This window comes from Actinosynnema sp. (assembly GCF_052038725.1).
On the sequence record NZ_JBQGCX010000592.1, the window covers coordinates 1 to 2,289 of the forward strand.

Below are 2,289 nucleotides of genomic sequence, written 5' to 3' on the forward strand. Positions count from 1 at the left end.
ACGAACCCGACTAGGCCATGCCGCCGGGCGGCCAAGCGGCCGGGCGACCGGGTGGACCGAGCGGCCGGGCAGCCGGGCAAGCGGGCAAGCGGGCAAGCGGGCAAGCCAGGCGAGCAGCCAGGCAGGCGAGGCGGGCAGGCAGGCGAGGCGGGCAGGCAGGCGAGGCGGGCAAGCGGGCAAGCGGCCGGGCGGGCGGGCGGGTAAAGCGTTTAGGCAGGCCAAGTAGCCGATCAGGCCGAGCGGGCCAGGCAGATGGGCGGCCGGGCAGCTCAGGTGGTTTTGGGTGGGCCAAGTGCCGGGTGGGGCAGATGGTTGGGTTAGTGGTGCTGTGGAAGGGTGTTGGGTGAGAGCGCTCTCGCCGCGCCTGCATCCGCCCCTGCTGCGTCTTTGCTCGAGTTCAAGCCAGAGGCCAGGCCGGTCCCGAGCCAGTGCCAGTGCCAGTGCCCCAGGCCAGTACTGGTACCTGCGCTGGCGCTGGTGCTGGTATCGGCTCCAGCGTCGGTGTCAGTGCTGGCGTCCGGGCTCAAGCCCTCCCCCGCGGGCTCGAGCCCAAGCACAAGCCCGCCCCCGGCTCCCCCGCCCTACCCCCACTCATCCGCCTCGGCCACCGCCGCGAGCGCCGCCTCCGCGCTCCCGTGCATCTGCAGCACGTGGTGCAGTCCCACCGAGCTCAGCACCCGCCGGATCTGCCTGGTCACCACCAGGTGCAGTGCCCCGGCTCGGTCCAGCAGGCGGTCGTGGGACTGGACCAGGGGTTCGATTCCCCAGGACGTGAAGAAGTCCACGCCCGTCAGGTCCACCACGACCACGTCCGCCCGCGCGGCCTCCAGGGCCTCGCGCAGGACTGGCGCCGTGGCCACGTCCACGCCGCCGCGCACGCGCAGCACCACCACCGACTCGTCCACCCGCACGGTGGACGTCGACAGAGTCCGGTCTCCCCACACGTACGGGCTGGTACCCCTGAAAGTGGTGTTTCACCCTTCTGTGGGCTTCCTGCCTTCCGGGACCCGCACGTCCAGGGGCAGCTCGATGCGCACCGTCGTCCCGCCCTCGGGTGACGGGGTCAGGAACACCGCGCCGCCGTGCCGCTCCGCGATCGCCCTGACCAGCGCCAACCCCAGCGCCGACCCGGCGAGCTGGTCCCCGCCGGACCCCGCCCCCTCGCGCGGCAGCGTCGTGAACAGCCTGCCGCCCGCCCCGCCGAGCGGCACCTCGTCCGTGACCTCCATGGACCACTCCCCGTGCCCGCCGACCGTCGACGTCACCCGCACCGACGCCGACGGCGGCGAGGTCGCCACCGCCGCCGCGACCGCGTGGTACGTCATGCACGAGAGCAGCTCGCCGTCGCCGCGCGCCTGCGTCGGCAGCACCGGCGTGTCGACCTGCACCCGCACCGCCCTGGCCTCCGCCGCCGCCTCCACCGCGTGCGCGCCGTCCCGCACCAGCCGGTCAAGGTCGACCGACGCGATCTCCAGCTCCTTGCTGTGCGACTCGACCTTCGCGAGCAGCAGCAGCGTCTCCACCAGCCCGGCCATCCGGTTCACGTTCCGCTCGACCGCCTCCGCCACCTGCCGCTCCCCGTCCCGCCAGTCGGCGACCAGCAGCGGGGTCAGCGAGGTCAGCGCGGTGAGCGGGGTGCGCAGTTCGTGCGAGATGGTCGAGATGAACTCGGTCTTCAACGCCGACAGCCGGGACAGCTCGGCGTTGCGCGTCTCCAGCGCCCGCCGCAGCGACACCTGGTCCGTCACGTCCCGCAGCACCCACAGCTGCCCGAACAGCTCGTTCTCCCCCCGCACCTGGAGGAAGTCCACCTCCAGCACCCGATCGGGGCCCAGTGGCACGGAAGAGGCGTGAACCGGCTCGGTCGCGGTCACGCAGCGCATCGCCAACCGGTCCAGGTGCTCGTAGTCCTCCGGCGGTCTGCGGCGGCGCGGGCCCATCTCGCGGCCGGTCAGCCCGACCAGCTCGCGCGGCTCCCCCTCCAGGTCCAGCAGCTCCAGCGCGGTGGTGTTGACGGTCAGCACCTTGCGGTCGTTGTCCTGCAGGATCACGCCCACCCGCAGCGCGTCGATCAGCATGTACAGCCGGGCGCTCGTCACCCGGCTGTGGTGCTGCGCGTCGCGCAGGTCGGTCATGTCGCGGGAGAAGGTGACCAGCCCGCCGATGACCGGGTCGTCGATCCGGTCGAGCACGATCACGTCCACGAAGATCCAGCCGCCGTCGGCCCCGCGCACCCGCGCCTGCACGCGGGCGGTGCCGCCGGGGTCGGCGGCGTGCAGCCCGAGGATG

2 protein-coding genes are annotated in these 2,289 nt (G+C 73.0%); both read right to left on the reverse strand.

Annotated features, from left to right (window positions below; translation table 11 throughout):
* Positions 1-581: 581 nt before the first annotated feature.
* A complete protein-coding gene (locus tag ACTUAL_RS12440) occupies positions 582-944 on the reverse strand; it encodes an STAS domain-containing protein (RefSeq protein ID WP_015801295.1) in 363 nt (120 codons plus the stop codon).
* 30 nt (positions 945-974) lie between these two features.
* Positions 975-2,289, reverse strand: a 1,315-nt coding sequence (locus ACTUAL_RS12445; protein ID WP_440900338.1) for a histidine kinase dimerization/phospho-acceptor domain-containing protein, incomplete at its 5' end; no start/stop codon positions are given.